We start from the raw sequence: 23429 nt of genomic DNA, 5'->3' as shown, positions 1-23429 counted from the left end.
AAGTGAGCAAAGAGACCAACGACCCTGAAAACTCCAACAATGACAGCCTGCGCGGCGTCGTCGACATGGAGGCGGCTCGCACCTGGCTGCGGCAGCGCAACATCCAGGACATCGAATGCGTGGTCCCCGATCTCGCAGGCGTTGCCCGCGGCAAAATGATGCCCTCGGAAAAATTCTTCTCCGGTTCGGTCATGACCATGCCCGCGTCGATCTTCGCCCAGACGATTTCAGGCAGCTATCCGGAAGACGACGAGCGCTTTCAACACAATCCGATCGACGGCGACCTTTATTTCCGCCCCGATTACGCGACCCTCACCTCGGTGCCCTGGGAAACGGATCCGACCGCGCAGCTCATTCACGATGCTTACACACGGGAAGGCGCGCCGGTGGAAACCGCCCCGCGCAATGTGCTCAAGCGCGTCCTGGCGCTCTACGCCGAAAAGGGCTGGGAGCCGGTGATCGCGCCGGAAATCGAGTTCTACCTGGTCAAGCCCAATACCGACCCGGACTATCCGCTCGAACCGCCGACCGGCCGCTCCGGACGACCTGAAGTCGGCCGTCAGTCCTATTCGATTTCCGCGCTCAACGAATACGACGATCTCATCGACGACATCTACGACCTGTCGGAACAGCAGGGACTTGAGATCGACACCCTCATCCACGAAGAGGGCGCCGCGCAGATGGAGATCAACCTGCGCCACGGCAATCCTCTCGAACTCGCCGACCAGGTGTTCCTGTTCAAGCGCACGATCCGCGAGGCGGCACTGCGCCACGACATGTATGCGACCTTCATGTCCAAGCCGATGTCGAACCAGCCCGGCTCGGCCATGCATATCCACCAGTCGGTGATCGACAAGGAAACAGGCAAGAACATTTTCGCAGGCGAAAACGCAGAGGAAACGCCGGAGTTCCTCTCCTTCATTGCCGGGCACCAGAAATATCTGCCCTATGTCACCTGCATCATGGCGCCGTTCGTCAATTCCTACCGGCGCTTTGCCCGCAATTCGACGTCACCGGTGAATGTCTACTGGGGCTATGACAACCGGACGGTCGGTTTGCGTGTGCCCTACTCGGACGCCCAGGCCAGACGCCTTGAAAACCGGGTGCCGGGATCGGATGCGAACCCCTATCTCGCCATCGCGGCCTCGCTTACCTGCGGTTACCTGGGCATCGTCAAGGGACTGAAACCGGACGCACCGCAAACCACCAGCTGCGGGCACTTGCAAAAAGCCCTGCCGCGGGGCCTCCCCGAAGCCCTGGCCTTGTTTGAGAACAATTCCGACATCATCGAGGTCTTCGGCGAGAAATTCGTCGCCACCTACCGCGCGATCAAACATGAAGAATTCGAGACCTTCATGTCAGTCATCAGTCCCTGGGAGCGGGAATACCTCCTGCTCAACGTCTGATCCGAAGCCTTTCGGATCATCCCAAGTCTTTCGCCAACGGAGTTACCAATGACGGCTGTATCCAATATCTATCCGACCGCCGCCTTGCGGGCAGCCGATGCTGCGCACCACATCCATCCGTTCACGGATACCAAGGCGCTGAACGCGGAAGGCAGCCGGATCATTACCCATGCGGACGGCGTCTGGCTGACGGATTCCGACGGCAACCGGATCCTCGACGGCATGGCGGGACTGTGGTGCGTGCAGGTCGGCCACGGCCGGCAGGAGATCGCCGATGCCGTCCATCGCCAGATGAGCGAGCTGTCCTATTACAACACCTTCTTCAAGACGACCCATCCGCCCGCGGTCGCGCTTTCCGAAAAGCTCGCCGAACTGGCGCCGGCACACATGAACCGGGTGTTCTACTGCTCGTCGGGTTCGGAGGCGAACGACACTGTCTTCCGCATGGCCCGCTACTACTGGGACCAGATGGGCAAGCCGGAGAAGAAAGCCATCATCGGCCGCTGGAACGGCTATCACGGCTCGACGCTGGCCGGCACCAGCCTCGGCGGCATGAAGGCCATGCACGGCCAGGGCGACCTGCCGGTTCCGGGCGTCCACCACATCGACCAGCCCTACTGGTTCGGCGAGGGCGGTGACATGAGCCCGGAGGAGTTCGGCGTTCAGGTGGCCCGCAAGCTGGCCGAGAAGATCGACGAGATCGGCGAGGACAAGGTCGCCGCCTTCATCGCCGAACCGATCCAGGGGGCCGGCGGCGTCATCATTCCGCCGGACACCTACTGGCCGGAAATCAAGAAGATCCTGGCGGAGCGGGACATCCTGCTGGTCGTCGACGAGGTGATCTGCGGCTTCGGCCGGCTCGGCACCTGGTTCGGCTCCGACACCTACGACCTCAAGCCGGACCTGATGCCGATCGCCAAGGGCCTCACTTCGGGCTACCTGCCCATGGGCGGCGTGCTGGTCTCCGATCGGGTCGCTGAAGGCCTGATCGACAAGGGCGGCGAATTCTACCACGGCTACACCTATTCCGGTCACCCGGCCTGTGCCGCCGCAGCGCTCGCCAACCTGGAAATCATGCAGCAGGAAAAGCTGGTGGACTATGTCGCCGACGACATCGGCCCCTACCTGCAAAAGCGCTGGACGGCGCTCGGCGACCATCCGCTGGTCGGCGAAGCCCGCATGAAAGGCCTGATGGGCGCACTGGAACTGGTGCCTGTAAAGGGCGACCGGGCAAAGAAATTCGCCAACGAGGGAACCGTCGGCACCCTCTGCCGCGACATCTCCTTCAACAACGGCATGGTCATGCGCGCGGTGCGCGACAGCATGATCATTTCCCCGCCGCTGGTGCTCTCCCACGACGAGGCGGATCAACTCGTCGCCATCGCCCGCAAGACGCTTGACGATACCTACGTGGAACTGAAGCGGCAGGGGAAGGTCTGAGGCCTTTTAAAGTTAGAGGGCAGCCTCACCGGGCGCCTCTGTCGTGCAAAGTGATGACACAGGCTCGGCGAACGCCAGTCTCCCCCCTTGAGGGGGAGACGGGTGCAAGCGGCACGTTAAATCGTTCCCGAGGACTGTCAAATTCGGGCGGAGCCATAGGTTCCGCCCATTTTTCTTCAGCTGATCAGACGCACCGACCTCCGTCGATTTCCAGAGCGACGCCGGTGATGAACTCGGCTTCGTCGGAGGCGAGGTAAAGGGCGGCGTTGGCGATGTCTTCCGGCGTCGACAGGCGGCCGAGCGGAATGGTCGCCCTGAAGGCGGCGCGGCGTTCCGGCGTGTCCTCGCCCATGAAACGGTCCAGCATGCCGGTCTCGCCCGCGACCGGACAGAGCGCGTTGACCCGGATCTTCTTCGGTGCCAGTTCCACCGCCATCGACTTGGTGGCGATGATGGCGAAGCCCTTGGAGGCATTGTACCAGGTCAGCCCCGGGCGCGGCCTGAGGCCGGCGGTTGACGCGGTGTTGATGATCACCCCGCCGCCCTGTTTTTCCATAATCGGCACGACCTGCAGGGTGGCGAGATAAATCGCCTTGGCGTTCACGGCCATGACCTTGTCGAAATCGTCTTCGCTGACATCGAGCAGGCCGCAATTGCGATGGGTATAGCCGGCATTGTTGACGAGAATATCGAGGCGCCCGAAGACGTCGATTGCATCCGAGACCATGGCCGTCACGCCGGATTTCTGCGTGACATCCGCCGTGACCGCGATTGCCGCACTGCCGATTTCCCGAGCCACCCGCGCCGCCGCGCCTTCGTTCAGATCGGCGACGACCACCTTCGCGCCTTCCGCGGCATACTTCCTGGCGATGCCCTCTCCAAAGCCCGAGCCTGCGCCCGTAACGACGGCAACCTTGCCTTCCAGTCTTCCAGTCATCGATTTCATTCCTCCCGATTTGGAGGAGACGTTAGTCAATGAACGGCACAGGTGCAATCCGGCTAACAGCTCCGGCTCATCCGTCTCCGATTTTGTCGGCTTACTGCTTTTCGAATACCGCAAGGACGATCGGCAATCCCCAGCGCCGGTTGCCGATCCCACGCTGCAGAAGCTGCATCTGATCGTCTTCCGTTGCGGTCTCCCAGTCTCCGCAGACATTGCGCATGTAGCCGGGTCGGTCGATCCCCTGACAGGCCACCGGACCGCCGTCGAGGTTGAGCGCAAACGCCAGGTCCAGAGGCGCCGCCTTCAGGAAAGACGCGAGACGCTGAAGCGAGAAATACGCCTCCTTCGTCGTCCCGATGATGATCCTTCCCTTGCTGTCCTGCGCGATAAAGCTGCGGTTTGCCAGCCATTTCGGGTTGGACTTCGTCTGTCTGTCCGGATCGGTCGAGACCAGCAGAGGGTAGGAGACAAGGCCCTCATCCGCCGTCTTCAACACCGAGCGCCAGTCGGTTTCCTTCAGGTCCCTTATTTCCGCCTTGCCGCCCTCGACGACGAAGGCGCCATGCGTCGCGGTATAGTCCTTCGGCCCCAGTTGAACGCCGGCGCTCACAACGGGCGTATCCGGATTTCCGTATCGGTCGTAGTAGCTGCCGTTGACGACAAGATCCGCGCCGGTCTTCTGCATCCAGTCGTCCAGTTCGCGGTCGCCCGGGGGAGAGGTCAGCACCTTGAATTCGAAATGGGCGGGATCGATGCGTGCCAGCATAAGCCGGTCGACTTCCGTCCTGTCGACGAAGACCGGCAACTCGGCAACATCGAAGCCGCGGCCGGCGGCCCGCCATTCGAAAGTACCGGATGTGGCTTCCGGGGCGCTCCCTTTCAGCGCTATCCGCATGGACTGAGACAGTTTGGGATCGTCCGCGCTCACGTCGGCCCAAAAGCTCCCGCCACGGTTCAGGACGGCGTTCAATCCATAAGAGCCGGCGTAGAGATACATGGCAGCGGCCGCCAAAACGGCCGCCGCAACAATCAGACCCAATCCAATCAGAACAAATTTGCGCATCACTGGAGTCCGTTAAAATTTCCGGTTGTTTTCCAGTATCGGCGCAATGTGGCCGTCAAGGGGCGTCTACTTGGGGGGGGGCGTCTTCTGGCGGCGCGTTCAGGCGCCCCTCAGGCAAACAGCTCCGGTTCGTCGAGCATCAGCCGCTGCACCAGCACGACGGTCTTGGCGTCCTGCAGATCGCCCTTGCGCAACAAGTCGACCAGATCCCGGCAGGTGAATTCCAGGATCTCGATATCCTCGCCTTCGTCGGCAAGCCCGCCACCGAAACCGCCGTTGTCGGTATGACTGTAGTCGGCCAGGAAAAGGTCCAGCTTTTCGCCGAGCATTCCGGGGCTCGGCAGGATCGCGCCTATGGGCTGCAGGCTGCGCGGACGGAACCCGAGCTCTTCTTCCATTTCGCGCGCAGCCGCCTCGGCAGCGGTCTCGCCCGGATCAATCAATCCGGCGCAGACCTCCAGCGGAAATCCGGTGTCGTGTTCCACGAGAGGCGGGATCCGCAGTTGCCGGACCAGAAGCACCGTCTTGCGGCTCCGGTCGACGGGCAAGACCCCGACCGCGTTGCCATGATGGTGCAGTTCGCGGGTAATTCTGCCGGGTGTCCCGTCGAGACGGGTATAGGCTGCTTCGATCAGGTCGACCTTGCAAAACCCGTCATAGACGCGCCGGCGGGACAGAATATCGACTTCAGTTGAGGCAGGTCTTGCCGGCGAATCGTTCATGGAAGTCTCCCGGATGGTGCAGCGCATCCTACTTGTCACATCCGGGGAATTAAGGGCCGGTTACTCGGCGGCCTGTGCCGTTTGCCGCAGCGACCGCCGTGCCCAGGGGCGGGTCCCGGCCGGTATCTCTTCCACCGTGCCGACAGGCTGCAGGTAGCGGGTCACTTCCGGCCATTCGCCGTCCTTCAGCGCCTTCACGACTTCCGGCTTGGAAATCTCGAAACTGGAGATACCGCAGCGGCGCATCAGGGGAACCTGGTCGAGGATGTAATCTCCGGCCGCACGGATGTCGCCGCGGTAGCCAAGTTCCTCCCGCAGGATTCGGGCGGCGGAAAATCCGCGGCCGTCGGTAAACTTCGGAAAGGCGACGATCACGAGCGAAAGCCGCTCCAGATGCGGCCGGAGCGCTTCGGCCTTCTCGCCCGCGGCAATCAGGACGGCGGTGTTTTCGCCGCGTTGCAGATACGTCTCCGGAGCCTCCAGAAACAACTCCAGAGGAACCGTGACATTCCCGTCGACCGGCAGATCGTCCGCGCTTTCGATGGGGTTCCGGCTTTCGTCAATGAAAGCGCCGTTGGCGTAAATGGTCGTCATATTCTCTTTCGTCCCCAAATCAGATGCCGCTGCCGTCGATTTCACGGCCATGGGTGGGAAGATGGATCCCGCATTCGGTCTTGTCCTGGCCGCGCCAGCGGCCCGCACGCGGATCCTCTCCCGGCTTGACCTTGTCGGTGCAGGGCAGGCACCCGATGGAGGGATAACCCTGGGCGACCAGCGGATGCGGCGGCAGGTCATGGTCCCTGGCGTAGTCCAGCACGTCGCCTGGGCTCCAGTCCGCGAGCGGGTTGACTTTTATTCGGCCGTCATCGGCCTCAAACAAACCGAGGCTCGCCCGAGAAGAACTCTGAAAGCGTTTACGCCCAGAAATCCATGAGGAAAATCCGTCCAGCGCCACGTCCAGAGGCAGGACCTTGCGGATGTGGCAGCAGGCGTCCGTATCGCTCATCCAGAGCATACCGCCCGCATCCTTCTCTGCCAGATCCTCGGAAGCCGGTTTCTGCGAACGGACGTCGGTCAGCCCCAACCGGTCGACGAGGTCGTCCCGGTAGCGGAGCGTGGCCGGAAACAGCTTGCCGGTATCGACGAAGATCACCGGTGTTGCCGGATCGATTTCGGCGACCATGTGCAGCAGCACCGCGGAATCCGCGCCGAAACTCGACACCAGGGCAATCTCTCCTGGATATTGCTCCCGCACGGCCGCGCGCAGCACGGTCTGCGCGTCCGCGCCTTCGTACTGGGCGTTGAGGGCCCGGACTTCGGCGTCAAGCGCCAGTTCCGGATCCACGGCGGATGTCAGGCGATTAAGCAGTGCCATAAAGCGCTTCCTTGAAGGGGTCTTCGCCGAGCCGCCTGTAGGCCTCCAGAAAGGTTTCTTCCTTGCCGGAGCGCAGCGACAGATAGGTGTCCACCAGCGTCTCGATCGCATCGACCACGGTCTCCGAGGAGAACCCGCGCCCGACGATCTCGCCGATCGACGTGTTTTCGTTGGCCGAACCGCCCAGGGTGATCTGGTAGAATTCCTCGCCCTTCTTCTCCAGGCCGAGAATGCCGATATGGCCGACATGGTGATGGCCGCAGGCGTTGATGCAGCCGGAAATCTTGATCTTCAGTTCGCCGATTTCCGCCTGGCGTTCCGCGCTGCCGAAGCGTTCGGAAATTTCCTGCGCGACCGGGATCGAGCGGGCTGTCGCCAGGGCGCAATAGTCCATGCCGGGGCAGGCAATGATATCGGTGATCAGGCCCGCATTGCCTTCGGCCAGGCCATGCTCGACCAGCTTGTCGAAGAGCGCGGGCAGATCGTCCAGGCGCACATGGGGCAGGATGACGTTCTGCTCGTGGCTGATGCGGATTTCGTCCTGGCCATAGCGCTCGGCCAGATCGGCGATGACCTCCATCTGCCCATCGGAAGCATCGCCCGGAATGCCGCCGATCGGCTTCATGGAGATGGTCACGCTGACATGGCCCGGCACCCGGTGCGGATTGAGGTTGTGGGCGACGAACTGGGCGAAAGCCGCATCCGCCGCCTTGCGTGCCTCGACCGCTTCGGAAACGGTCGGCAGGACCTGCAGCGGCGGAGGCGCGAAATAGGCCTCGATCCGGCGCACTTCCTCGTCAGGCAGGCGCAGGACGCCGAAGCGGATCTTTTCGAATTCCGCCTCGATATCGGCCTTGAGTTCTTCGAGCCCCGTCTCATGGACGAGGATCTTGATGCGCGCCTTGTACTTGTTGTCCCGGCGGCCGTAGCGGTTATAGACCCTCAGCACCGCTTCCGAATAGGCAAGCAGGTCTTCCTCGGGCAGGAAATCGCGCACCTTGCGGCCGATCATCGGCGTACGGCCGAGACCGCCGCCGACGAAGACGGTGAAGCCGACCTCGCCCGCCTCGTTTCGCGTCAGCTGCAGGCCGATATCATGGACCTGAACGGCGGCGCGGTCGTTCGGCGCGCCGGTGATGGCGATCTTGAACTTGCGCGGCAGGAAGGAAAATTCCGGGTGCAACGACGACCACTGGCGCAGAATTTCCGCATAAGGGCGCGGGTCGGCGATTTCGTCTGCAGCGGCGCCTGCGAAATGGTCCGCAGTCACGTTGCGGATGCAGTTGCCCGACGTCTGGATGGCGTGCATCTCCACTTCGGCCAGCTCTTCCAGGATGGCCGGCACGTCCGACAGCTTCGGCCAGTTGAACTGGATGTTCTGGCGCGTGGTGAAGTGGCCATAGCCCTTGTCATAGGTGCGCGCGATATGGGCGAGCTTGCGCATCTGGCGGCCGTTCAGCGTGCCATAGGGAATGGCGACCCGCAGCATGTAGGCGTGAAGCTGCAGATAAAGCCCGTTCATCAGGCGCAGCGGCTTGAACTCTTCTTCGGTCAGCTCGCCGGCCAGACGGCGACGAACCTGATCGCGAAACTGGTCGGTGCGCTCGGTGACGAAACCGTGGTCGAACTCATCGTAGCGGTACATGTCTTTCTCCATTCAGGCGCTGCCGGTCAGCCGGCGCGGCCTTTGGTCAATCCGGTGGGCCGATGTCAGGCCGTCGCGGCCCGTGTCTGTTTGCCGAACTCAGGCAGGATGGTCGGCCCCGCCGCGCGGATCCGCTCCCGCAGGCGCTTTGGCGTCAGACAACCGTCTTCCAGGAGAACGTCCACCTCATAGGCCTCGACGACGTCCCGGTCGGCGATGGACCGCTGAGCGGCGGCCATGGCGGCTGCGAGGTCGTCCTTCGTCTCCAGGACTTTTGCCCGAGACAGGTCTCCGACCCAGGTTTCCTCCGCTCCGAACCAGACGACTTCGCCATTGAGCAGGCGGTTTGCGGTAACGACTTTCATGGACTTCAACTCCTCAGGCGGCGGCTTCGCGCAAGACCGCGGACACGGCCAGGGGCTCGGCATTTTCAAGCCCCGCGTGTCCGACGGCATCGCCGATGATGATCAGGACCGGACCGCCGACATCGTCGCGGCCGGACAGAAGACTCAGGTCTGAAAGAACGCCGGAGAACTGGCGCTCGCCGGCCTGAGCGGCGTTTTCGATAATGGCGACGGGCGTTGCGGGTTTCATTCCGGCGGCAATCAGCCTGGCCGATACGGAAGCGGCAACACTGCGGCCCATGTAGACGGCGACCGTCGCGCCCTTGAGCGCAAGACCGGCCCAGTCGGGTAAGGTTTCGGAACGCGTGTTGTGTCCGGTCGCAAACACCAGCGTCGACGCCACACCGCGCAGGGTCAGCGGCAGCTGCGCGGAGGCGGCAGCGGCAAAGGCAGCGGTCACGCCGGGAACCACCTCGAAGCCGATCCCGGCTTCCTTGAGTGCTGCCATTTCCTCGCCGGCCCGGCCGAAGACGAGCGGATCGCCGGACTTGAGCCGGACGACCTTACGGCCCTGCCGAGCAAGCTCGACCAGAAGCCGGTTTGTGTCTGCCTGCGGCACCGAATGCGCACCCTTGCGCTTGCCGACCGAGATCCGCTCCGCATCCCTGCGCCCCATGGCGACGACGGATGCCGGGACCAGCGCGTCGTAAACGATGACATCGGCTTCCTGCAGGAGACGTTGCGCACGCAAAGTCAGTAGGTCTTCCGCCCCCGGCCCGGCGCCGACCAGCCAGACGAAGCCGGTCTCGTCCGCATGGCCGTTCAGCAGGCGTTGGGTTTCGACACGCGCCAGATCGTTCCGGCCGGAATGAACATGGGCCGCAACCGGTCCGGCAAAAAACCGCGCCCAGAACCGCCGGCGCGCCGCACCATCCCGGATAACCCTTGAGACCGTCTCGCGGAAACTTTCCGCCAATTGCGCCAGATCGCCGGTCGCACGCGGGAGCATGGCCTCGATCCGCGCCCGGATATGGCGCGCCAGGACCGGCCCGACGCCGGTTGAGGTGATGGCGACGGCGACAGGGGCTCGATTGACCAGGGCGCCGGTATAGAAGTCGCAGAGATCCGGCCGGTCGACCGCATTGACCGGCACGCCGGCCGCCCGTGCGGCCTCAACCACGGCCCGGTCGAGGGCTTCGTCCTCGCGTGCGGTAAAGACAAGCGCGGCGCCTTCCAGAAGTCCGGGGTGGAAATCGGTATCGACGTGCTCCGCGCCGACGCTTTCGATCGCCTGTAGCAGGACCGGTTCAATCTCGCGTGAAACGACCTCGATCCGGGCATTGGTTTCGCCAAGCAGACGAACCTTGGCAGCGGCTTCCGCGCCATGGCCGACGACGATCACCCGCTGGTCCCGGACCTTGAAAAAGGCCGGAAACACATCGAGGCGCCGTTTCTTCTTTTCAGTGTCGGTCCCGTTCATGGGGAAACTCTCCCGGACAATCGCATCCATGGACTGAATCTAGTCATTCGGAGACGCAAACGCGGGGCATTGCATTTCAAAGGCTGAGCGCAGCGGGGAAAAGGTTTTCGAAAATTCAAACCGGATCGAAACGATTTCGGGGCATAGTGCATAGCGGTAAGATATGAAGGCGGCAGGTCGTTTCTCCGATATCCGCCACAGGGGGACACTGGAATATGTTACGAGAGTCGATTGTCGCGGCCGGTATCGTCGCAATCTGCTGCGGGCTGCTTTCCAATCCGGCCGAGGCGCGGAGCGTCGACCGTTTCCGTCTGGGTGGATGGCTCGGCGATGCCTATGTCGATGATGCCAACAACCGGTTCAGCTCCTGCGTGGCCTCGGCCCAATACCGCAGCGGCATCGCCATGTCCGTCCAGGTCGACGGCAATTACAACTGGTTCATCGGTTTTTCTTCCAGCAGCTGGAACATGACGGTCGGCCAGACCATCCCGCTGCAATACCGGATCGATCGCGGCGCGTGGCAACAGGCGACCGGAGAGGTCAAAACCGCGACCATGGTGCGGATACAGATGCCGGCAAACGGCTATCTGGTCCGCCGATTTCGACGCGGGCGGCTGCTGCAGGTCTTCGACGGAAGCAACACCTATGAATTCCGCCTGACCGGCACGTCTAAGCTGATGGCTCGGCTTGGCCGCTGCGTGGAGATCAACTCCGCCCGCTTCGGTGTTGCCTCCACCCCTTCAGCACCCGCTCCCGGTACGTCCGCTCCATCTCAACCGGGAGGGGCCCAACCGGGGGGCTCGCAAACCGCGCCGGCAAATCCGGCGCTACAGGTCGAAGCCACCCAGGCCCTGTTCAATCTGATGACCCAGGCCGGTCTTTCGGGACTGAAGCTGATCCCCGACCAGGACCGGGAAGACAGCCTGAAAGGGCTGTATGCGGTCGCAAAGAAAGATGGCCGCACTGTCGTCGCCCATATCTTCGAACCGGGCGGCTACGCCAGCGAACAGGATCTGATGGCCCAGATCATCGCCGATTCCGCGAAAAGCTGCGAAGGCAGCTTCCAGTCGGGCACGGAACAAACGAGCGAAGCGGGCAAGCAGCTCTTCACCAGCTACGCCCACTGCACTTCGGGCGACACCGATCTGGTGGAGCGGGTGGCCATCGTTCCACGCGCAGCCGGCGGCATTTTCGTCTACGGTATTTCCGATACCTATACCGGAACGGCGGACGGCCCGACCGTTTCACCGCCCGAACTGACCGACCCGGACTTCTACCGGGCGGCGGCCGAAGCGGCGAACTGACAACAGACCTTCAACGGAAAACGCCGGGCAAATGCCCGGCGTTTCAGACTACTGACAAAACTCTCCCCTCTCCGTTGTCACCCCGGCCAAGCGAAGCGCGAGCCGGGGCCGGCGAGGCAAAAGCCTCACGACTTCAAGAGATTATACAACCGAAGCCGTGGCTCGCCGGTCCCGGATCTCCGCTCACGCTGCGTCCGGGATGACGAAATCAGGGTTTGTCATCAACCTCACACGCCGGGCAAATGCCCGGCGTTTCTTTTAGCGGTATTGCCGTTTTCCGCCGGACGAAGACCGGCCAGGCCGAGCTTTATTTCATCGCCTGAAGGACAGAAACGTAGTTGGCGACGGCAGCGCCGCCCATGTTGAAGATACCGCCGATTTCGGCGTTCTTCACCTGGATGTCGCCGGCCTCGCCAAGCAGCTGCATGGCGGTGAGCACATGCATCGACACACCGGTCGCGCCGATCGGGTGACCCTTTGCCTTGAGACCGCCGGAGGGATTGACCGGCAGCCTGCCGTCCATCTCCGTCCAGCCTTCCAGAATGGCGCGGGCGCCTTCGCCTTCCCTGGTCAGGCCCATCGCCTCATACTCGATGAGCTCGGCAATGGTGAAGCAGTCATGGGTCTCGACGAAGGACAGATCCTCAAGCGAGAGACCTGCATCGCCGAGCGCCTGCCCCCAGGCCTTGGAACAGCCTTCGAACTTGAGGATGTCGCGCTTGGACATGGGCAGGAAGTCCTGCACATGGGCCATCGCACGGAAAGCAACCGCCTTCTTCATGCCGAGTGCGGTTGCCGGATCGGTCAGGACGAGTGCCGCGGCGCCATCGGACACGAGCGAACAGTCCGTGCGCTTCAGCGGACCGGCAACGAAGGGGTTCTTCTCGCTCTCCGCGCGGCAGAATTCGAAGCCGAGATCCTTGCGCATCTGGGCATAAGGGTTGTTGACGCCGTTCTTGTGGTTCTTCGCTGCGATTTTGGCGAGCGCATCCGACTGATCGCCGTATTTCTGGAAATAAGAATCGGCGATCTTGCCGAAGACACCGGCAAAGCCGGCCGGTATGTCGCCTTCCTCTTTCAGGTAGGAAGCCCTCAGCAGGTTCTTGCCGATTTCCGGGCCGGGTGTCGTGGTCATCTGCTCGACACCGACGACCAGAACGAAGCGGGCATCGCCGCTGGCGATGGCGCGCACACCCTGGTGGACGGCGGCGGAGCCGGTCGCACAGGCGTTTTCGACACGGGTGGCGCGCTTGAAGCGCAGCGCCGGATCCGCCTGCAGCACCAGGGAAGCGGTGAAGTCCTGGGCGGAAAAGCCGGCGTTGAAATGACCGAGCAGGATTTCATCGACATCGTCCGGGGCAATTCCGGCATCGTGAATGGCATCCGTCGCCGCCTTGACGATCAGGCTTTCGACGGTCTCTTCACTGTGTCTTCCAAACGGCAAATGCGCCCAACCCACAATGGCTGCGGTCATCGTATATCCTCCCGTTTCGTTGTCGACGGACAACATGGCTCACAAAAGCTCATTGCAGCATGATACCGGTTTTGGAAAACGTCCATGCTGCGTTGCATCAATCAGGGCAGAGATTTCCATCTTGAGAGGGACTTGACAAGAGCCAAGTTACCAAAAGGTCATTTTATTTATTTTTCTCTTTATTTTTCAATATATTAACTCACAAAATAGACATCACAACCCGTGCTCCGCGGACCTTCTGCCGCCCGATTGCCGGCTGCCCTGCAGGGCGTTAACAGTGTCTTCACAACACTGTCATGCAGACCGTTCATATTTGCGTCGTTGCAAAAAGAATTTTCTTTGCGACTTTTCAGAGTTCAGGCCGGCCTCTCTTAGAGGTCGGCCATTTTTCCTTGCGTCACTCGAACAGTTCTCGGACCTCACCTGCCTACCCGGACGTCACGCCCTTACGTCGTTCGGCCGCAAACCATCGGTCCGGCGCGGTGATTACCGCTTTCAAATTCGGCCCCGGGATTCTAAAGAGACGCTGCCGGAGTTTCCAACCGGGCCCCCGGACGATACTGCCGCCTTTAAACAGTTCAACGCGCCCGACAGAAAACAGGGATCTCTTCCCCGATGACGTCTCCCCTTCCCCTCTCCGTCTTCATCATTGCGAAAGACGAAGGCGACCGGATCGGACGTACGATTGCAAGTGTTTCCGGCTGGGTGGACGAAGTCATCGTCGTCGATAGCGGCTCAACCGACGATACGGTCGGTGTCGCGCAAGGCCTGGGCGCGCGCGTGGTCCAAAATGACTGGCCGGGTTACGGGCCCCAGAAACGGTTCGGCGAAGACCAGTGCCGGAACGACTGGCTTTTGAACCTGGACGCGGACGAAGAGGTCACCCCGGATCTGGCGGAGGAAATCCGGGCGAAGTTTGCGAATGGCTCTTACCGCGATGCGGACGGATGGCGGATCATGATCCGCGACGTCTATGCCCACGAAGACGCGCCGGCTCCCTGGGCCTACGGCTATCACCAGATCAGGCTCTACAACCGCGCAAAGGGGCGGTTTTCAGCCTCCACGGTGCATGACACGGTGCGCCCGGATCCGGGGTCGGTCATTCGGTCACTGGACGGGATCATTGCGCACCGGTCGATCCGGTCTCTGGATTTTCAGGTCGGAAAATACAACCGCTATTCGAACATGCAGGTCGCCGAGATGCGCGGCCGCGGCCGCAGGCTTTCCCGATGGCGGCTCCTGAGCGAGTTCCCGGTCGCCTTCTTCAAGGCCTATGCGCTTCGTCGTTACTGGCGCTACGGCTGGTGGGGACTGATCCTGTCGGTCAATTACGCCCATGCGCGGTTTTTGCGCGTTGCCAAGGACTACGAGGCCGAGTTGGTCGAAAGGTCGGATCGCTCCGGCCGGTGAACCGCCTCAGGCATTCACCGCTTTGGGGGGCTCTTCCAGCTTGACCGCACGGTGCACCCGGATCGGCTGGCGCACACCCGAGATCTTGTCGAACTGTTCCAGCCTGCGGATCGTCGTCTCCGTCAATTCGTGCCCGCTCGACAGAACAAGTTCGTGAGTGCCTTCTGTCAGGGCATCGTCGATCAGGATATCTCCCGGCTTCAGCGCCCGGATGTAACAAGCCGAGATCTTGCGCTCCTGCGGCGCGTCCAATTCGTCGAGCAGGCAGGCCTTGGCGATCTGAAGCAGATGCGGATCGTACTGTTTGTGATTGATCGCCAGCGCCTCGAAGGCCGCCGCATCCACACCGGTTTCCGGACTGGCGTACCAGAGATCGGTCAGCACCTTGATGATGCGCGAATTCAGCGGAATGTCCTTGGCGGTCGGCCCGTCTTCGGGAAAGCCCGACCCGTCGAAACCGCGCCCGGAAAGATACAGAACTTCCGCGACCTTCTCCAACTGGGGAATGTTCTTCAGAAGCTGCTTGGTCTGGGCGGGTGCGGAAGCCAGAACGCGCCGTTCCTGATCGGTCAGGGTTTTCGCCGCCCGGTAGCGCCCCAGGATTTCCCGCGGCAACAGCGCTTCGCCCAGCGGCGAGAACATCACCGCCATTTCAAGCTCCCAGGTTCGCTTGATCGACAGTCTCTTTGCGATCTTCAACGCCTGCGCACGCATGATCGGCGTGCGCCGAAAGGCTTCGGTGTGAAACAGGGCAAGCATCTCGATCAGGAGCTTGACCGAACCCGACAGGGTTTTTTCCAGCATGTGGCGCTCATAGGTGAGCTGGGCATGGTGAGCCAGTGCGCCATCGACGGCCGCCGTCAGTTCGGTTGCGGAACACGGCTTGTTGAGAAACATGAAAATGTGGCGCTCATTGACCGCCTCCTTCAGGCGGTCGACCGACGTCTCCGTGGTCAGGATGATGCGCGACGCATGGGGCGCGAACGCCTCGGAAGCTTGAAGAAACGCCGAACCGCCCCGACCCGAAACATTGAGAGCCGTGACGATCACCGAAACGCCGCCGTTTTCCTTGAGCCATTTGAGGGCACCTTCCGTTTCGGAAAAGGTGATGACCTGGCCCTTGTCCTGAAACAGGCGGACGAAAGCCTCCAAGACCTTGGCGTCGGTATCGACAACCAGTATCTTATCAACGCTTCTGCGTTCCATCCGCGACCTCCCAAGCTGTCGCTCCGGATTCGGGCGCTTTCCGACACAAGGCCGGTGTAAGCACCGCGAGGACGACTTAAGACAGCTTAAGTTCGATTTATATTTTCTCTATCTTTCTATACGGAAAGAATTACTAAAAAATTGTGTTTTCAATATTTTTAAACAAGTTATTCCTTCGTAATTATAACAATAAACTTTAATTAAAATCACTGCACCGGAAATTACCTTTCGCTTTGTTTCGGCGCGATTTCGGTTATAAGGCGCGCATGTTGGATGTGCTTATCGTCGGCGCCGGCCCGACCGGTCTGTTTGCGGCTGACCGGATATCGGCCGAAGGTCATTCCGTGCTCGTGGTGGAGAGAATGCCTTCTCCGGCCCGCAAATTCCTGATGGCGGGACGCGGTGGCCTCAATCTCACTCACAGTGAGGACCTCGATGATTTCAAACATCGTTACCGGGAGGCAGAGCCCTTCCTGGCGCCGATGCTGGATGCCTTTTCCCCCGAGGGCCTGAAGCGCTGGTGTCTGGACCTGGGAGAAGACACGTTCATCGGTACCAGCGGACGCGTGTTTCCGAAAAAGATGAAAGCCTCGCCGCTTCTGCGTGCCCTGCTCAAACGGCTAGAGGGGAACAAAGCCGCCCTTCGGACCCGATGGACCTGGTCCGGTATCGCAAAGGACGGCACAAGTCAGTTCATCAGCGAGACCGGCGCCGTCCACGAGATCCGTGCCAGAACCACCCTGCTGGCTCTTGGCGGCGCGAGCTGGCCGCGCCTCGGCTCGAATGCGGCCTGGGTTCCGGCCATGGAGAAACACGGCATCGAAGTCACCCCCTTCAGGCCGGCCAATTGCGGCTTCCGGGTGTCCTGGAGTTCTCATCTCGCCGACCGATTTGCCGGCACGCCGCTCAAGCGCATTCGCCTGAGTCTTGGCGACCGGACCGTCCTCGGGGAGGCTTTGCTGTCCGAACAGGGGATTGAAGGCGGGGCGGTCTATGCCTTGTCCGCCGACATCAGGGACGCGCTCGAGACCTCCGGCAAAGCAGCTCTCGAGGCAGACCTGAAGCCGCAGACACCCATTGAGAAACTTGTCGAACGACTGTCGGCGGGACGGGGAAAACAGTCCCTGTCGAACTTTTTGCGTAAGGCGGCCGGATTGTCCGCCGCCGAGATAGCCCTCCTCAGGGAACCCGGCCCGATACCTGACGATCCGGAAGCGGTGGCCCGGCTGATCAAATCGGTCCCCATTGCCGTCAGCGCGCCCTATGACATCGACCGGGCGATATCCTCCGCGGGCGGAATCGCGCTTGGCGAGGTCGGCGAAAACCTGATGCTGAAGAAACTGCCGGGTGTCTTTGCTGCCGGCGAAATGCTGGATTGGGAAGCACCAACCGGCGGCTATCTGCTCCAGGCTTGTTTCTCCATGTCTGAACGGGCCTCCACAGGCATTCTGGCGTTTTTGAAAACCGGGAAAGAGACAAGGACCGCATGACTACCCTTTATATCGACGCCGATGCCTGCCCGGTAAAGGACGAATCGGTCCGCGTGGGCGAGCGCCACGGAGCCAGGATCAGGATCGTGAGCAACAGCTGGATGCGGCTGCCGGAGAGCGATCTTGTCGAACGGGTCATCGTTCCCGAAGGCCCCGACGAAGCGGACAACTGGATTGCCGAGCGGGCCGGCACGGGAGATGTGGTTGTGACGGCCGACGTTCCGCTCGCCGCGCGTTGCGTCAAGGCCGGCGCGCTGGTGATTTCGCCGAGCGGCAAGCCGTTTCGGGAGGACGGCATCGGCATGCGGCTGGCCATGCGGGACCTCAACACCCATCTGCGCGAAGCCGGAGAGATCCGCGAAGGCGGGCCGCCGTTTACAAAGGCCGATCGGTCCCGCTTTCTCAATCAGCTCGAGACCATCATGCGGGCAGCGAAGCGCATGGCACCGGAATAAAAAATCCCCGGCGCGGTCTTTTCGACCGTCGCCGGGGGCAAGCCGGTTTGCGCCCGTGCTTGGCTGGCTCTGTCTAGCGGCAGAACTTCCGGTAACCGGAGTAGGTCACGAAGTAGCCGGTGTTGGGGTTGAACGACCGGTACTTGGACGAACAATAGCGGTACCATGCGGGCGTCCACGGCTCCGGATGAGCATAATAGACCGGTGCCGGAGCGGGATAGTAGGCCGGCGGCGGCGCATAGTACCGGCGTTGGTACTGCGACCCTACGATCGCACCTGTTGCCAGGCCGATAACGGCACCGGCGGCAAAGGCGCCATTGCGGCCGTTCTTGGCATCCGCGGTCTGCACGGAAACGGTCATTGCGGACGTTGCGATAACGGCGACGGCCAGGGTGGTAGCTGCAACTTTCTTGAACATGGTATTGCTCCTCTGTAGGTCTGTGTCTTGAACGCTGTCTTTGCGTTCCTGCTTTCATGCGTTGGACGGTGTCTCCGTCGATGAAGATGACTTTAGGCGAGGATGCGCCCACAGGCTGTGATGGGTGTCACAAGCCGGCGGCTTCTGAAAAAAGTCCCGGAAATTGATGGCAGGGTTAGCGGACGGTTAATTCCCGCGGCAGGAGCATCGGGACAGGAAACCGGGCGTGGGCAACCGGGCCGCACAGCCGTCACCTGCGCTGCGTCCAAAAGACTTGCCCCCGGCGCGGTCAAAGCGACCGGCGCCAGGGGCAAAGGCTGTTGCTTGAAGTGACCGACGCCGGTTAGCGGCAGAACTTGCGATGGCCGGAATAGGTCACGAAATAGCCGGTGCTCGGGTTGAACGACCGGTATTTGGACGAGCAGTACCGGTACCATTGCGGGGTCCAGGGGGCCGGGCGGTAGTAGACCCGAGCGCCATACCGCGGGCCGCCAACGAACGGACCGACGTAGATGCCAGGGTACCAGCGATGCCCATGATGCCAACGGTGACCATGGTGACCTTTATGACCGTGATAGCCACCACCGGCAGAAGCCGTGGACGCGCCGACGGACACAAGAACTGAAGCCGCAATTGCAGCAGCGATCGTAGTTGTTTTAACAATCTTACTGAACATTTTCATACTCCAATATTTTTTCGCTATATTCCCTTCACTCCATCTCAAGGATGGGACCTTCCATCAATGATTTTGACTTTAAAAAAATTTCTCAATTGAATCTGTGACAGCGATCACAAGGATCCTTTATTTACGTCTTCTTCCCCTCTCCTTATAAAAACATACGCTTCATATCGAATGCATCTCCCCTCAGGGGAATTGAATCCGGCCCGCCTGCCGGGTTTCCGCAGCGGAATTCGGACACCAGGTGCTTGTAATAACGCGCCGGTCGCCTTACATTTCGATCATCGGCAATTGAATTGCCGATCGGGACACGAAATAGACCCGGTAAAGACTGTTTTCGGTAGGACATGGCGGCAACCCGCCATCCTGCTCTGAATTTCGACGCTTTTCCGTTTCTAGCTGACTGCTCGTTTTTGTGAGCCTTGCGGCATGGCTAGGGGGCTCGCACCACTTAACGGAAAGGTTTCCAAATGCGCGAAAACGGCACCATCAAATTCTTCAACTACGACCGTGGCTTCGGCTTCATCACGCCTGAAAACGGCGGCAAGGACGTGTTCGTTCACATCACCGCCTTCGAACAGGCCGGCATCCCGGCACCGGAAGAAGGCGCCAAGGTCACCTATGTGACCGAAGACGACCGTCGCGGCCGCGGCAAGCAGGCTGCCCAGCTCGAAATGGCCTGATCGGCCAAATATTTCGAACCCGATGGGTTTTCGATCCTGAGGGATTGACGAAACGCCGGCGCAATTGCGCCGGCGTTTTTGTTTTCATGACAGTCTACAAGAGATCATCGCCGGCGCGCTTCGGATCATAGGCGTTGCGCAGATCCTCAAGCGCCTTCATGCGCGTCTGGCTGCGTTCGGCATTTTCCTGGGTCACACCCGCAATCAGAAGCTCCGCAATCGCCATCAGCGCCGTGCTGGAATCCCAGGGCGACGGCACCGCCACGCGGGCGGGAAGAACATGGGCCGCGACGCGGCCGATCGGCGACTGCCAGCTGTCCGTGATCAGGCCGACGGTCACGCCCTGGCGGGCCGCGGCTTCCGCGAAGCGGACGATTTCCGCCTGGTAGCGGCGGATATCGAAGACGACCAGCACGTCCTTCGGCCCCATGCCGATCAGCTGGTCGAGCCAGTTGCCCTGTTGACCTGCCACATGAACCACGCCGGGGCGAACGATCCTCAGGTGCGCGGCCGTATAGCGGGCCAGCGCATCGGTGAACCGTCCGCCGAGCAGATAGACGGTGCGCTTTTCGTCGGCCAGGATCCGGATCAGGCTCTGCAACTCGCTGCGCGGCAGATGCGCGAAGGTTTCGCGTACATTGTCGACCAGCTTGTCCATCAGCGGATCTCCGTCGATGGAGGCATCCGTTTCCATGACGGTGCTACGGGCGAGCGGCGAGTTCAGCTGGTTTTCCAGCTCCGTGCGCAAACGCGCCTGAAAATCGGCAAAGCCCGGAAACCCCAGCCGGGCGACGAACCGCAAGATCGTGGGTGAACTGACCCCGGCGGCCTGGGCGAACTGGGCCACGGTTCCAAGACCCTGCATCGGGTAATTTGCCAGCAGCGCGTGAGCGGCCTTGCGCTCCGTCGCCGTGAACTCGTCAAGCCGCTCGCGGATCTCGTCCAGCAGGGATGGTATCATGATGTCCCTCCCACTCCGCGTGCCCAAGATTTCCATTTGACTTCACCGCAAAGTGTGTATCAAATAATACAAGGTTTGACTGTTGACGCAATCCTGTAACAAAAAATACAAACGTTAACAGTCGCGTAAACCTCACGAGGGGACTTGATTGATGGCAATGGTTCTGCCGGTCGAAGGTGAGGATGCGCCGGTCGTCGTGGACAATCCCGACGGCGCCGGACCATTCGTGCTGGTGTGCGACCATGCCAGTAACCGGATGCCTCCCGTCTTTGGCGGCCTGGGGTTGTCGGATGCGGATCGAGAGGCTCATATCGCATGGGATCCGGGCGCACTCGGCGTTTCCCAGGAACTCAGCCGCCTCCTTGACGCCCCCCTGATCCATTCGACGCTGTCCCGCCTGCTGGTGGACTGCAACCGGGACCAGTCGGCGGTCGACCTGATACCGGAAATCAGCGAACAGACCGTCATTCCGGGCAACCAGAACCTTAGCCCGGACGAACGCGCGCGCCGGATCGCGCTGGCGCACGCACCGTTTCACACCGCGATCGACTCGGTGCTGGATGAGCGGCACCGTCTCGGCCGGCCGACGGCGCTTGTCTCGGTTCACACCTTCACGCCGGTCTACAAGGGCGTCCATCGCGACTGCGAAATCGGCCTGATCTCGGACAGGGACCGGCGCCTCGCGGACCCTGCCCTCGCCCTTTTGAAGAAAAGATCGGGCTGGCAGGTCGGCGACAACGACCCGTATTCACCGGCCGACGGCGTCTACTACACGCTCACCCGGCACGGAGAAAACCGGGGCCTGGTGCCGCTGATGATCGAGATCCGGAACGACAAGGTAAAAACTCCCGATGCGGAAAAGGCCTGGGCGCAGCTTCTCGCCGGTGTGCTGACGGACGCCTTGAAAAACGTTTCGCTGGAAAACGCAGGGGGCATGAATGCCTAGAGCCGCACGCGCGTATATCCGCATCGTGGATGGCTTCAACAGCGGTCTCGGCAGGATCATGATGTGGGGCGTCTTCGGGATGGCCGGGATCCTGCTTTGGTCATCGATCTCCAAGACCTTCTTCCAGCCCTCGCTCTGGACACTGGAAGTCGCCCAGTTCGCCATGGTTGCCTATTACGTTCTCGGCGGCCCCTACTCGATCCAGCTCGGCGCCAATGTCCGCATGGATCTGTTCTATGCGGACTGGTCGCTGAAGAAGAAAGCCTGGTTCGACGCCTTCACCGTGTTTTTGCTGATCTTTTATCTCGGGGTTTTGCTGGTCGGCGCCGTCAATTCGACCGCCTATTCGCTGGGCTATTTCGGCAAGGACGGCTTCACATTCTTCAAGGACCTGATCGTCGCCTTTGTCACTGGCGGACCTGATGCGGCCAAGGAGGTCATGGGCTACATCGAACGCAGCCCGACCGCCTGGCGACCTTATCTTTGGCCGGTGAAATTCATCATGCTTTTCGGCTTCATCCTGATGCTCCTGCAAACCATTTCGGAACTGATAAAAGACATCGCCCGCATCAAGGGAGAAGAGATCTGATGTCCTATGAGATGATCGCTCTTCTCATGTTCTCGTCGATGATGGTGATGCTGCTCACCGGGCAGCGCGTCTTCGGTGCCATCGGCGGCATAGCGGCCATTGCCGCCCTCGCCCTGTGGGGGACCGGCGGGGAGGATATCCCCTTCTCGGCCGCCATGAAGCTGATGAAATGGTATCCGCTGCTGACGCTGCCGATGTTCATCTTCATGGGCTATGTCCTGTCGGAGTCCCGGATTGCCGACGACCTTTACAAGATGTTCCACATCTGGATGGGACCGGTTCCCGGCGGGCTCGCCATCGGCACGATTTTTCTCATGGTCCTGATCTCCGCCATGAACGGCCTGTCGGTCGCCGGCATGGCCATCGGCGCGACGATCGCCCTGCCGGAACTCCTCAAACGCGGCTACGACAAACGCATGGTATCGGGGGTGATCCAGGCCGGGTCATCTCTCGGCATTCTCGTGCCGCCCTCCGTGGTCCTCGTGCTTTATGCGATGATCGCCCGGGCTCCGGTCGGCCAGCTCTGGCTGGCCGGTGTTCTGCCGGGTCTGATGATGGCTGGCCTGTTCGTCATCTACATCGCCATCCGCTGCAGGCTCCAGCCCGAACTCGGCCCGCCGCTGTCACAGGAAGAACGCGAAGCCTCCAAGGGCGAGAAATACAGGCTTCTGGCCTCCGGGATCCTGCCGGTCGTCATCTTCGCAACAATGATGGTTCCCTTCGTCAACGGCTGGACGAGCCTGGTCGAAAGCTCCGCCATCGGCGCCCTGACCGCGTTCCTGGCCGCCATCGTCAAGCGCCGGATGACCTGGGAGATCCTGATCACCTGCCTGAGGCATACGCTTGGCATCTCCTGCATGTTCATGTGGATCATCCTGGCGGCCCTTGGCTTCGGCGCCGTGTTCGACGGACTGGGCGCGGTCAAGGCGATCGAGAACCTGTTCACCGAACAACTCGGCCTGGAGCCCTGGATGATCCTGGTGCTGATGCAGCTGTCGTTCCTGATCATGGGCACCTTCCTCGACGACACCGCCATGCTGGTGATCGTCGCACCGCTCTACGTGCCGCTGGTCAGCGCGCTCGGCTTCGACCTCATCTGGTACGGGGTGCTCTACACGATCACCACCCAGATTGCCTACATGACACCGCCATTCGGGTACAATCTGTTCCTGATGCGCGCCATGGCTCCACCGGAAATCAGCATGCGCGACATCTACTCCTCGATCACGCCTTTCGTTCTGGTGATGGTCCTGGCGCTGGTGCTGGTCATGGTGTTTCCGCAAATCGCGCTGATGCTGCCAAACTACGTGTACAATCATTAGTGCGAATTAGCCAACAATAACAATAACTTGGAATATCGAATTTGTAACAGGCGCTTCGATAATCAATCGCCAGA

The 23429-nt window shown here is 61.2% G+C and carries 23 protein-coding genes; 10 read left to right on the top strand and 13 right to left on the bottom strand.

Annotated features, from left to right (window positions below; all coding sequences use genetic code 11):
• The first annotated feature begins 2 nt into the window (after positions 1–2).
• Entirely contained in the window at positions 3–1406 is a 1404-nt protein-coding gene (locus ACN0SO_RS06285; protein ID WP_417675673.1) for a glutamine synthetase family protein, read from the top strand.
• A gap of 48 nt (positions 1407–1454) precedes the next feature.
• Positions 1455–2846, top strand: a complete 1392-nt coding sequence (locus ACN0SO_RS06280) for an aspartate aminotransferase family protein (protein ID WP_417675671.1) — start codon at positions 1455–1457, stop codon at positions 2844–2846.
• A 184-nt stretch (positions 2847–3030) separates the two neighbouring features.
• Here ACN0SO_RS06280 and ACN0SO_RS06275 read toward each other — a convergent pair whose 3' ends face one another.
• The 8 genes from ACN0SO_RS06275 to cysG all read right to left on the bottom strand — a co-directional run bounded on the left by ACN0SO_RS06275 (position 3031) and on the right by cysG (position 10418).
• Entirely contained in the window at positions 3031–3792 is a 762-nt protein-coding gene (locus ACN0SO_RS06275) for an SDR family oxidoreductase (RefSeq protein ID WP_417675669.1), read from the bottom strand.
• A 91-nt stretch (positions 3793–3883) separates the two neighbouring features.
• Positions 3884–4852 carry a phosphodiester glycosidase family protein gene (locus ACN0SO_RS06270; RefSeq protein WP_417675667.1) on the bottom strand — a complete coding sequence of 323 codons (969 nt, stop codon included), beginning with the start codon at positions 4850–4852 and terminating at the stop codon, positions 3884–3886.
• Between the two features lie 110 nt (positions 4853–4962).
• A complete protein-coding gene (locus ACN0SO_RS06265; protein WP_417675665.1) occupies positions 4963–5574 on the bottom strand; it encodes an NUDIX domain-containing protein in 612 nt (203 codons plus the stop codon).
• A gap of 60 nt (positions 5575–5634) precedes the next feature.
• Positions 5635–6168 carry a DUF934 domain-containing protein gene (locus ACN0SO_RS06260; RefSeq protein ID WP_417675663.1) on the bottom strand — a complete coding sequence of 178 codons (534 nt, stop codon included), beginning with the start codon at positions 6166–6168 and terminating at the stop codon, positions 5635–5637.
• Positions 6169–6187: 19 nt separating this feature from the next.
• Positions 6188–6949, bottom strand: coding sequence for a phosphoadenylyl-sulfate reductase (locus tag ACN0SO_RS06255; protein ID WP_417675661.1), 762 nt, complete (start codon positions 6947–6949; stop codon positions 6188–6190).
• Positions 6936–8594: a nitrite/sulfite reductase gene (locus ACN0SO_RS06250; RefSeq protein ID WP_417675659.1), complete on the bottom strand. Its 1659-nt coding sequence runs from the start codon at positions 8592–8594 to the stop codon at positions 6936–6938. The genes ACN0SO_RS06255 and ACN0SO_RS06250 overlap by 14 nt, the downstream gene beginning before the upstream one ends.
• A 65-nt stretch (positions 8595–8659) precedes the next feature.
• Positions 8660–8959: a DUF2849 domain-containing protein gene (locus ACN0SO_RS06245; protein WP_417675657.1), complete on the bottom strand. Its 300-nt coding sequence runs from the start codon at positions 8957–8959 to the stop codon at positions 8660–8662.
• A gap of 13 nt (positions 8960–8972) precedes the next feature.
• A complete protein-coding gene (gene cysG / locus ACN0SO_RS06240; RefSeq protein WP_417675655.1) occupies positions 8973–10418 on the bottom strand; it encodes a siroheme synthase CysG in 1446 nt (481 codons plus the stop codon).
• 215 nt (positions 10419–10633) lie between these two features.
• Here cysG and ACN0SO_RS06235 point away from each other — a divergent pair, with 215 nt between their 5' ends.
• The gene (locus tag ACN0SO_RS06235) at positions 10634–11722 is read left to right on the top strand and encodes a hypothetical protein (RefSeq protein ID WP_417675653.1); all 1089 of its coding nucleotides are present in this window, start codon (positions 10634–10636) and stop codon (positions 11720–11722) included.
• 307 nt (positions 11723–12029) lie between these two features.
• Here ACN0SO_RS06235 and ACN0SO_RS06230 read toward each other — a convergent pair whose 3' ends face one another.
• On the bottom strand, positions 12030–13196 hold the full coding sequence (locus ACN0SO_RS06230; protein ID WP_417675651.1) for an acetyl-CoA acetyltransferase: 1167 nt from the start codon (positions 13194–13196) through the stop codon (positions 12030–12032).
• A 615-nt stretch (positions 13197–13811) separates the two neighbouring features.
• Here ACN0SO_RS06230 and ACN0SO_RS06225 point away from each other — a divergent pair.
• Entirely contained in the window at positions 13812–14606 is a 795-nt protein-coding gene (locus ACN0SO_RS06225) for a glycosyltransferase family 2 protein (protein WP_417675649.1), read from the top strand.
• Between the two features lie 6 nt (positions 14607–14612).
• Here the strand turns inward: ACN0SO_RS06225 and ACN0SO_RS06220 are convergent, their stop codons facing one another.
• Positions 14613–15812, bottom strand: coding sequence for an HD domain-containing phosphohydrolase (locus ACN0SO_RS06220; protein WP_417675647.1), 1200 nt, complete (start codon positions 15810–15812; stop codon positions 14613–14615).
• 266 nt (positions 15813–16078) lie between these two features.
• Between ACN0SO_RS06220 and ACN0SO_RS06215 the strand changes: the two genes are divergently transcribed.
• Positions 16079–17302 carry a TIGR03862 family flavoprotein gene (locus ACN0SO_RS06215; protein WP_417675645.1) on the top strand — a complete coding sequence of 408 codons (1224 nt, stop codon included), beginning with the start codon at positions 16079–16081 and terminating at the stop codon, positions 17300–17302.
• The gene (locus ACN0SO_RS06210; RefSeq protein ID WP_417675643.1) at positions 17299–17757 is read left to right on the top strand and encodes a YaiI/YqxD family protein; all 459 of its coding nucleotides are present in this window, start codon (positions 17299–17301) and stop codon (positions 17755–17757) included. The genes ACN0SO_RS06215 and ACN0SO_RS06210 overlap by 4 nt, the downstream gene beginning before the upstream one ends.
• A gap of 73 nt (positions 17758–17830) precedes the next feature.
• Here ACN0SO_RS06210 and ACN0SO_RS06205 read toward each other — a convergent pair whose 3' ends face one another.
• Together ACN0SO_RS06205 and ACN0SO_RS06200 are read right to left on the bottom strand one after the other, a co-directional pair.
• Positions 17831–18175: a BA14K family protein gene (locus tag ACN0SO_RS06205; RefSeq protein WP_417675641.1), complete on the bottom strand. Its 345-nt coding sequence runs from the start codon at positions 18173–18175 to the stop codon at positions 17831–17833.
• A gap of 343 nt (positions 18176–18518) precedes the next feature.
• Positions 18519–18791 carry a BA14K family protein gene (locus ACN0SO_RS06200; RefSeq protein ID WP_417675639.1) on the bottom strand — a complete coding sequence of 91 codons (273 nt, stop codon included), beginning with the start codon at positions 18789–18791 and terminating at the stop codon, positions 18519–18521.
• A gap of 533 nt (positions 18792–19324) precedes the next feature.
• Here ACN0SO_RS06200 and ACN0SO_RS06195 point away from each other — a divergent pair.
• Positions 19325–19537 carry a cold-shock protein gene (locus tag ACN0SO_RS06195; protein ID WP_346900084.1) on the top strand — a complete coding sequence of 71 codons (213 nt, stop codon included), beginning with the start codon at positions 19325–19327 and terminating at the stop codon, positions 19535–19537.
• Positions 19538–19631: 94 nt separating this feature from the next.
• On the opposite strand, the gene ACN0SO_RS06190 is transcribed toward ACN0SO_RS06195, so the two are convergent.
• Positions 19632–20498: a MurR/RpiR family transcriptional regulator gene (locus ACN0SO_RS06190; RefSeq protein WP_417675637.1), complete on the bottom strand. Its 867-nt coding sequence runs from the start codon at positions 20496–20498 to the stop codon at positions 19632–19634.
• 151 nt (positions 20499–20649) lie between these two features.
• On the opposite strand from ACN0SO_RS06190, the gene ACN0SO_RS06185 reads away from it, so the two are divergent.
• From ACN0SO_RS06185 to ACN0SO_RS06175, 3 genes are read left to right on the top strand one after another with little or no spacing between them, the layout of a single operon-like run.
• The gene (locus ACN0SO_RS06185) at positions 20650–21444 is read left to right on the top strand and encodes an N-formylglutamate amidohydrolase (protein WP_417675635.1); all 795 of its coding nucleotides are present in this window, start codon (positions 20650–20652) and stop codon (positions 21442–21444) included.
• Positions 21437–22033 (top strand): TRAP transporter small permease subunit, encoded by a 597-nt coding sequence (locus ACN0SO_RS06180; RefSeq protein WP_417675633.1) that lies wholly within the window; start codon positions 21437–21439, stop codon positions 22031–22033. Before ACN0SO_RS06185 ends, ACN0SO_RS06180 begins: the two co-directional genes overlap by 8 nt.
• Entirely contained in the window at positions 22033–23355 is a 1323-nt protein-coding gene (locus ACN0SO_RS06175; RefSeq protein ID WP_417675631.1) for a TRAP transporter large permease, read from the top strand. The genes ACN0SO_RS06180 and ACN0SO_RS06175 overlap by 1 nt, the downstream gene beginning before the upstream one ends.
• Positions 23356–23429: the final 74 nt, after the last annotated feature.

It is taken from the genome of Roseibium sp., from assembly GCF_048260565.1.
Classification (GTDB): domain Bacteria; phylum Pseudomonadota; class Alphaproteobacteria; order Rhizobiales; family Stappiaceae; genus Roseibium.
Note: the sequence above shows the minus strand (reverse complement) of the source record. Positions and strands in the feature narration are given on the sequence as shown.

Coding starts and splice junctions, on each gene's coding strand:
- ACN0SO_RS06190 (WP_417675637.1), bottom strand. CDS start 20,498: ATGATACCATCCCTGCTGGACGAGATCCGCGAGCGGCTTGACGAGTTC.
- ACN0SO_RS06275 (WP_417675669.1), bottom strand. CDS start 3,792: ATGAAATCGATGACTGGAAGACTGGAAGGCAAGGTTGCCGTCGTTACG.
- ACN0SO_RS06220 (WP_417675647.1), bottom strand. CDS start 15,812: ATGGAACGCAGAAGCGTTGATAAGATACTGGTTGTCGATACCGACGCC.
- ACN0SO_RS06210 (WP_417675643.1), top strand. CDS start 17,299: ATGACTACCCTTTATATCGACGCCGATGCCTGCCCGGTAAAGGACGAA.
- ACN0SO_RS06180 (WP_417675633.1), top strand. CDS start 21,437: ATGCCTAGAGCCGCACGCGCGTATATCCGCATCGTGGATGGCTTCAAC.
- ACN0SO_RS06185 (WP_417675635.1), top strand. CDS start 20,650: ATGGCAATGGTTCTGCCGGTCGAAGGTGAGGATGCGCCGGTCGTCGTG.
- ACN0SO_RS06260 (WP_417675663.1), bottom strand. CDS start 6,168: ATGACGACCATTTACGCCAACGGCGCTTTCATTGACGAAAGCCGGAAC.
- ACN0SO_RS06255 (WP_417675661.1), bottom strand. CDS start 6,949: ATGGCACTGCTTAATCGCCTGACATCCGCCGTGGATCCGGAACTGGCG.
- ACN0SO_RS06245 (WP_417675657.1), bottom strand. CDS start 8,959: ATGAAAGTCGTTACCGCAAACCGCCTGCTCAATGGCGAAGTCGTCTGG.
- ACN0SO_RS06195 (WP_346900084.1), top strand. CDS start 19,325: ATGCGCGAAAACGGCACCATCAAATTCTTCAACTACGACCGTGGCTTC.
- ACN0SO_RS06265 (WP_417675665.1), bottom strand. CDS start 5,574: ATGAACGATTCGCCGGCAAGACCTGCCTCAACTGAAGTCGATATTCTG.
- ACN0SO_RS06280 (WP_417675671.1), top strand. CDS start 1,455: ATGACGGCTGTATCCAATATCTATCCGACCGCCGCCTTGCGGGCAGCC.
- ACN0SO_RS06215 (WP_417675645.1), top strand. CDS start 16,079: ATGTTGGATGTGCTTATCGTCGGCGCCGGCCCGACCGGTCTGTTTGCG.
- ACN0SO_RS06205 (WP_417675641.1), bottom strand. CDS start 18,175: ATGTTCAAGAAAGTTGCAGCTACCACCCTGGCCGTCGCCGTTATCGCA.
- ACN0SO_RS06175 (WP_417675631.1), top strand. CDS start 22,033: ATGTCCTATGAGATGATCGCTCTTCTCATGTTCTCGTCGATGATGGTG.
- ACN0SO_RS06225 (WP_417675649.1), top strand. CDS start 13,812: ATGACGTCTCCCCTTCCCCTCTCCGTCTTCATCATTGCGAAAGACGAA.
- ACN0SO_RS06235 (WP_417675653.1), top strand. CDS start 10,634: ATGTTACGAGAGTCGATTGTCGCGGCCGGTATCGTCGCAATCTGCTGC.
- cysG (WP_417675655.1), bottom strand. CDS start 10,418: ATGAACGGGACCGACACTGAAAAGAAGAAACGGCGCCTCGATGTGTTT.
- ACN0SO_RS06250 (WP_417675659.1), bottom strand. CDS start 8,594: ATGTACCGCTACGATGAGTTCGACCACGGTTTCGTCACCGAGCGCACC.
- ACN0SO_RS06230 (WP_417675651.1), bottom strand. CDS start 13,196: ATGACCGCAGCCATTGTGGGTTGGGCGCATTTGCCGTTTGGAAGACAC.
- ACN0SO_RS06270 (WP_417675667.1), bottom strand. CDS start 4,852: ATGCGCAAATTTGTTCTGATTGGATTGGGTCTGATTGTTGCGGCGGCC.